The organism is Sulfurovum sp., from assembly GCF_049668085.1.
Taxonomy (GTDB): domain Bacteria; phylum Campylobacterota; class Campylobacteria; order Campylobacterales; family Sulfurovaceae; genus Sulfurovum.
Window position 1 is genome coordinate 1 of the sequence record NZ_JBATIY010000123.1, and the last position, 7094, is coordinate 7094.

The 7094-nt window shown below is 32.6% G+C and carries 7 protein-coding genes and 1 riboswitch; of the genes, 3 read left to right on the top strand and 4 right to left on the bottom strand.

Annotation, left to right across the window (positions count from 1 at the left end; translation table 11 throughout):
- Both WBM70_RS08065 and WBM70_RS08070 read left to right on the top strand, forming a co-directional pair.
- A partial coding sequence (locus WBM70_RS08065) for a 2-oxoacid:acceptor oxidoreductase family protein (protein WP_424557992.1) occupies positions 1-419 on the top strand: 419 nt, incomplete at its 5' end.
- Positions 420-586: 167 nt separating this feature from the next.
- On the top strand, positions 587-1558 hold the full coding sequence (locus WBM70_RS08070) for a CobW family GTP-binding protein (protein ID WP_424557993.1): 972 nt from the start codon (positions 587-589) through the stop codon (positions 1556-1558).
- Positions 1559-1722: 164 nt separating this feature from the next.
- Here WBM70_RS08070 and WBM70_RS08075 read toward each other — a convergent pair whose 3' ends face one another.
- The 3 genes from WBM70_RS08075 to WBM70_RS08085 all read right to left on the bottom strand — a co-directional run bounded on the left by WBM70_RS08075 (position 1723) and on the right by WBM70_RS08085 (position 5296).
- Positions 1723-4386, bottom strand: coding sequence for an EAL domain-containing protein (locus WBM70_RS08075; protein ID WP_424557994.1), 2664 nt, complete (start codon positions 4384-4386; stop codon positions 1723-1725).
- Between the two features lie 86 nt (positions 4387-4472).
- Entirely contained in the window at positions 4473-4805 is a 333-nt protein-coding gene (locus tag WBM70_RS08080; RefSeq protein ID WP_424557995.1) for a hypothetical protein, read from the bottom strand.
- Between the two features lie 29 nt (positions 4806-4834).
- A complete protein-coding gene (locus WBM70_RS08085; protein ID WP_424557996.1) occupies positions 4835-5296 on the bottom strand; it encodes a hypothetical protein in 462 nt (153 codons plus the stop codon).
- Positions 5297-5421: 125 nt separating this feature from the next.
- Positions 5422-5500, top strand: a riboswitch (cyclic di-GMP riboswitch).
- A 185-nt stretch (positions 5501-5685) separates the two neighbouring features.
- On the opposite strand from WBM70_RS08085, the gene WBM70_RS08090 reads away from it, so the two are divergent.
- Positions 5686-6117, top strand: a complete 432-nt coding sequence (locus tag WBM70_RS08090; protein WP_424557997.1) for a hypothetical protein — start codon at positions 5686-5688, stop codon at positions 6115-6117.
- Between the two features lie 240 nt (positions 6118-6357).
- Here WBM70_RS08090 and WBM70_RS08095 read toward each other — a convergent pair.
- The coding region (locus WBM70_RS08095; protein ID WP_424557998.1) for a hypothetical protein at positions 6358-7094 on the bottom strand (737 nt) is incomplete at its 5' end.

Sequence of the window (7094 nt, forward strand, 5' to 3'; positions counted from 1 at the left end):
GTATTAAAGAAAATGGTCTAGTTATCATCAACAGTGATCATGATCTTTTAACTGATGCGGACAAAAAGACCCTAGATGACTTAAATGTAAAAGTTCTTACAAAAGACTTTACTCAATTTGCTATTGATCAAGCAGGAACAGAACTTGCTACAAATATGGCAATGCTTGGTGCACTATTTGGTGCTTTAGGTACTGTTAGCAAGCCGGCTATTGAAGAAGGTATTAAAGATAGATTCCTTAAGAAATATACAGCTTCAGGTGGTACAGCTACACTTGACTCAGTTATTGAGAAAAAGTTCAAGAAAAAGCAAGAGCTTATCCAAAAAAACCTTGACACTGCATCTGCGGCATTCGATTTAACTGCTGCATGGGCAAAAGAAGTTGGTCTAGCACAAATTCTAGACAATCCAGAGAAGTAAAATATAAGTTAGCAACTGTACCTTTGGTACGGTTGTTAATATCATCTTGCACGAGTCACTTCACCTATTAGATTTCTTTTATAACCCTTTATAGTTAATCCAAGGGATTATTAAATAAATCTATATACAAACATTCACTCATTACAATTTAATTACAAGGTACAGACATGATACAATCATTTATTATTACGGGATTTTTAGGTGTTGGTAAAACCACTATGCTTACCAATACGGTCAAAGAACATTTTTCTGATAAAAAAGTTGCTATTGTAGTAAACGAGTTTGGTGATATTGGTGTAGATGGTAATATATTGAGTAATGTATACAGTGAGGTACTTGAAATATCAGAAGGGTGTATTTGTTGCCAATTGGCACAAGAGTTTGAAAGTGGCGTTATTGAGATCATTAATAAGTATAACCCTGAGATCATATTTGTAGAGACATCAGGAGCATCTGAGCCTTTTCCTATCTTTTTATCTCTACAAAACCTTGGTATCTCCGTTGAAGGTGTCATTTGTGTAGTAGATTCAAAAAACCTTGATTCGTATAAAGATAATTCAACAGCTAAATATCAAATTGGTGGCTCTAATATCATCGTCTTAAACAAGACAGATTTAGTGAATAATGATGAATTAGAAGCTGTAAAGAAAGATGTCATTGCGATCAAAGAACAATACAATATCAAGAATACGCTTACAGGTAAGATGATATTTAATAACTATGTTATTAGCAATGCTGAGCAGGGTATTGTAAATAAAGATGTATTCGAGGGCGTCTATAAGGTTGATGAGATAGTAGGATTGGCAAAAGATTATGAACATCTTGATCATACGACAAAAGACTCAATCACTCAAAAAGTTGCTTATCTCAAAGATGATATCGCGTTTTCAGATGTGGATGAAGTGTTAAAATCGCTTCCAAAAGGTATTTACAGAGTAAAAGGTGTCGTAAGGGTAAAGGATGTCCCAAATCCTATTGTAATTAATTACTCATTTGGAAATGTATCATTTGAAGAGTTAGATTCATATGAAGAGCGATCTATTATGATATTTATAGGTGAGTCCATTGATAATGATGTGAATGTAATCAATGATAAGTTTGACTTTTTAAATATACCTAAGTTCAAAATGAGTAAGTAGCTTACAGCATATATCTTATCATTATTTCACTTCTAACACTGAGTATTTAGCTACTAGGCATTGTCTGGTGGCTACTATACGACAACCATCAAAATGAAATTACTTCCATAACATATTTTGTTTTCAAATATCATTCTGATCGTTTACCAGTGGGTATGTAACAGCTAACTATTAAAAGTAGATTTATTTTGATTAGAAAGTACTGTTGTGAGCTCAGTGTCCGATAACGGATGATAGTAATAGTGTCCCTGAACGCACATACATTTTTTACTTATTAAAAAATTGGCTTGTTCCAAAGTTTCTATCCCTTCAGCAATGATATCGAGATTAAGACTTCGTGCAAGTGCTATAATTGAATTTATAATAGCAATATCTTCTTCATCTTCTGGAATATCCTGTATAAAGGATTTATCAATTTTAAGTTTATTGATCGGTAGTCGTTTTAATAGAGATAGTGACGAGTATCCCGTCCCAAAGTCATCAATCGAAATGCCTATGCCAAGGTCACTGATCTGTTTTAGCTTATTAATGATCTCCACAGCATTTTTCATCATGTGACCTTCTGTGATCTCTAAATCTAACCATTCTGGCTTAAAATTATGGACTTTCATACTATTTTGAATGTCATAGATTAAATTAATATCTTCCAATTGTTTCATAGAAATATTTAATGCAAGCAAGCCAGGGTCTAATCCTTCATTACGCCATTTAACAACCTGTTTCATTGCTGTATGCATGACCCACTGATCAATTTCAACGATCATACCGGTCTCTTCTGCCAATGAAAGGAATTTTTTAGGGGTTAGTAGACCTTTTGTAGGATGCTGCCATCGTATTAATGCTTCTAAACCAATTATTTTATTATTGGTCAGATCTATTTGAGGTTGATAGAGAACCTGAAACTCATTATTATCTAATGCTTGACGCAAACTGCTTTTCATTTTCATTTGTTCCATCACAGATCTTGTCATTTCTGGACTATAGAACTGAAAATTGTTTCGTCCATTCTCCTTTGCTCTATACATAGCAGTATCCGCATATTTTAAGAGGTTTTCTGCATCATTAGCATCTTTAGGATAAAGACTAATACCGATACTGCTTGAAATATATAGTATGTGTTCACCCACTTGCATGGGTTCTGATAAAATATTAAGAATATCATGTGCAAGGATAGATATATCTTTTTGATCAGCTACATCTTCCATGATAATTGTAAATTCATCCCCAGCTAAACGGGCTAGAGTGTCTTCTTTCCGAATAGAGATTTGAAGTTGTCTTGCTACTATTTTTAAAACTTCATCGCCTGTATCATGACCTAAAGAGTCATTGATCTCTTTAAATTTATCCAGATCAATAAAAAAGAGTGCAAATCCACTTTCTAAGCGTTTGGCTTTTTTAATTTCTTGCTTTAGTCGAGCAGAAAACAGTACTCTATTTGGAAGTTCTGTTAGTGAATCATGATGGGCCTGGTAATGTAAAATCGATTTTTGTTTTTTGACTTCACTCTCAGCCTCTATTCGTTCAGAAATATCTTCGGTTAATTGTTCTTTTATGATCTCAAGTTCTTCGGTCTTCTTTACTAAACGTTCATTTATAACAATAAGATCATTCGTATTTTGTGTAATCTTATTCTTTAAAGACTTTTCTTTCTTCTTTTTTGTTTTTAATAGTTTCTGCTGCATGTGTATTTTTTGAAGATTTACCTCATTATATTTGTTGGTTAATATAAGCGAAAAGAAGAGTATTTCAACAAAGGAACCAACTAAAAAAGCGTATCTTGATATATCAGTATTATCTATAAGACCATTAAAGGTTAGTGTCATCAGACCCATAGCAGGCATATAAATAATAAGTGCCATTAGATAGTATCTAGCACCAATAAGCCCTTGATACCAAACTTTAAATGAGACAACCAGCAGGACTGTAAAAACGAGTGATGAATAAATATTAAATAGCAAACTAGAATTGGGAATATCCTGCGATATAAGCAGTGCAAAAACTACAATAATAGCTACAGAGAGTTTAAAGAACTTATCTATCAGAGGTATTCGTTTTTTCATCTCTAAAAAACGGTTTGAAAATAATACTAGAAATATCACTACAAAGGTACCTACAACATGCAATCCCTCATTCCAACCAGCAAATCCATAACTTAAGTAAAAACCACTTTTCATACATATAAACACAATAAAAGAGAGTATATAAGCAATATAATAAGCAAATATACGGTCTTTTATTCTTATAAAGTAATAGATGTTTAATAGGAGTATAAGAAATAGGAGACCCAAGTAGATAGTATATTTTTCAGTAATAGATATACGGGTAGGCTTGAAGAATTCTTCTTCTGTAAAGATCTGAAATTCTCCGAGATGTCCTGCAATTGTTTGACCTTTGATGTAATATGTTCTATTTTGTCCAGGTAAGATATGTAGTTTATAAGCAGGATTGTTATCTTGGATGCTTCTTTCTTTAATGCTGACATTTAGACCATTTTCTTGTGTACCCCATGAACCATTGTTTAAAGTATACAGATCTAATTTTGACCACAATGGTTCTGTGAAATAAAGTACGAAATTTTCGATATGACTGTGATTGTTAAGGTCTATTTTAAACCATGAAGTTCCAGAATGATAACCTTGCGTAAATTGACTAGGTATGACTGTTGTAAAATCTATCTTTTCAACATCATTAATTTCAAGTTGATTGTTTTCATCATAAAGATAATGAATAGTGAACTCATCATACTTTTGCTTTTCATTGGTAAGCGTAACAGTGGCATGTAGTCCAACTGTGAAAAAAAGAAATATGACTAATAGTTGTCTAATCATGATATCCATCTATATGTAATTTTTTAATTATAATACTTGAGTTTAATTATTAATATAGATTATAATAGTTTATTCTTAAGTTTGATTTACTTATAGAAACGCTCATATAAAACATAAGATATACCACGAAAGAAAAGTGTCATGGCTAAGATAAACATACTAAAGATAAAAACTTCTTCAAATGGAGGATGGAGAAAATAATATGCAGCCCATAAAATGGCATTAAAGAGAACAAGCATTACCCATGGAAACCAACCGTTAGTTTTATATCCAGAATAGAATGCATAAACATTTTTATGTTTGATAGCATCAAAACAGTCATTATGATATGTGATGAATGAATTACCTACAACAGCCAAATCACTTTTTTTGGTAATGGGTTTTTTGCATTCATTACAAATAAACTGTTTTCTTTCCATGTTTAGCTCTTTCATTCACTTTAATACGTTTAAATGTCTCTCTTCTCTTTTCGTCTGTCTCTTCCATTGAACGTAGTAGAAGTTAGATTTCTGAAATCTTCAGTGAGGCTGACACCTGCCATTTTCTCAAATTCATCAAAGTCGGAATGATAAACGGTGAATGAGATCTCAGTGATATGGATCATATTCCATTTCTCAGCAAATACTTCTTTTTGGAATGCAACATGGACAGAAATAGGGTGCTTTTCCTCTTGTGTTTCATCTTTCTTTGTATCTTTGTAGGTAAATCTTACAAACTTTGGAAGAAGTTCAAGCTCATGTATCTGGTCTATCTTTTCTTGTTTGGCTTTGGCAATAGTAGTCTCATCAGCATTTTTATCTTCACAACCAAAATATCTCCCAGTTAAAACTCTATTAAATGTTCTTCCGGGTGGATCTGGAACATACTCTTCTTGTCTTTTACCAAATAAGTTTTTCAACATCTCAATCATAAGGCTTCCTTCTTTTGATATTATACAATATATTTTCAGTAAAAAAGAAATGTATGTCATATTTATGTAAGATTGATTTAACTTTATATCAATATAATAAATCACAAAAAGTTATTTTTTATTATTATTGATTGTGCCAAACTTGTTGTGAAGCAGGGACGGAAAGCCATGGGTCTTACAGTGTAAGATCGCCAGGTTGCCTACTATACATGTATTATGTATTGTGCCTCTTCTTCTTGACTCGTAAATTCATAGATCTTATTTAATTTAAATCATTTTGTTGTGTAAAGCTTGTATGTTTTTGGCATCAAATAGCCAATACATATATTTAGGTAGACCTATAAATTATAGGGATTAAAAAAATTTAATACGATAACTAGAGGATAATAATGTACGAAAGAAAAGAAAATATACCCGAAGAGAATTTGGATTGGGAAAAAGGTCTTAACAAGGTCGATCATCCAGAAACAGATGCTGAGAAGATGGAGAACAAACATGTTATCCATCCTGCTATTGAACATAATAATATAGTCTTTCAGAAAAAGTTCATATGGAGTCAAGCAAATATAAAAAAAACGATTCAAAATATATTTGATGAACACGGGGAAGTTTCTTTACTTTTTGGTCTTTTAACTCTTCCCTATGTAATTGGCTTTATTGTAGTAGCTTTTATTTTATTGTATGGTGGTGTACCAATAGACCGTTTTTTTTCTTTGAAAGAAGGCATCTTCCATTTTGAACTCTGGTCCATTGGCGCATATATCTTTATAACAGTCGGAGTGATCTGGCTTGTTGTAATGCTCTTTCAGCAAAGAAGATAATTAATACCTCCTTTTTTAACTATATACCACTTAATTCCCACTTTTTATAAACATTGAAATAGTTTTCTCATTTCATAATCTTGACTTTATATAATATTGCATTTGATTGGCATAATTAAAATGTAGATAGAGGTGTACATTTTAATAATGATAAAAGATTTAAGAAGTTAATTATGGAAGTATGTGAGGATTGATTGTTATATTATTCCACCCAGATTTGGGTGGAATAAAGAAGTTTAATTAAAGTGCTTCAGTATGACTAGCTACTTCTGTAACTAATAGCTTTTTTGAATCACTAAGTGCTTGATCCAAGAATCCAGTTGAACTGTCTACTAAGAATTTACCATTAGCACCTTTTTGCATATAGTATACTTTATATGTTACGGTTACACCAGTTTTACCTGTGATATCGTAAGTAAGAGTATATGTCTCTGTCTCATTAGGACTTAGACGATTGTCATTTTCTACCATATTTGAATCAAATCCTGGACGTACGACAAATGTACCTGTTACATTTTCTAAACTACCAGTAGCATCATACTTCTTACCTGTTTCATGACCATAGATTCTTGTGAAGTTGCTAAGCTCTCCACTATCTACAATAGCTGCATTCTGTAATGTTCCAGACGTAGTACCACTTGCAGAGACAACTTGGTTTAGAACAGTTGCATCTACAGCTTTGACTGCCACTGTCTGCAGATCAAACTTTTGGCTTGATATAGCTGAACCGTTTAAGTCTGGAACTTTTCCAGGGAATGTCAATGCATCGCTTCCATTATTATTTACAGGTACTGATGCTAGAGCACTGTCATGAAGTGTTTTACCCTGAAGTGGTTGAACAGTGTTAGTAATGTTTGTAAATATTGAGTTACCTGTAGAGGTATCTACATCGATCATACCTTGATCAGAATTTACAATAACACGAGTCAATACACGTCTCATAGGATGAGCACCAGGGAACATATGCGCTGTGAGAT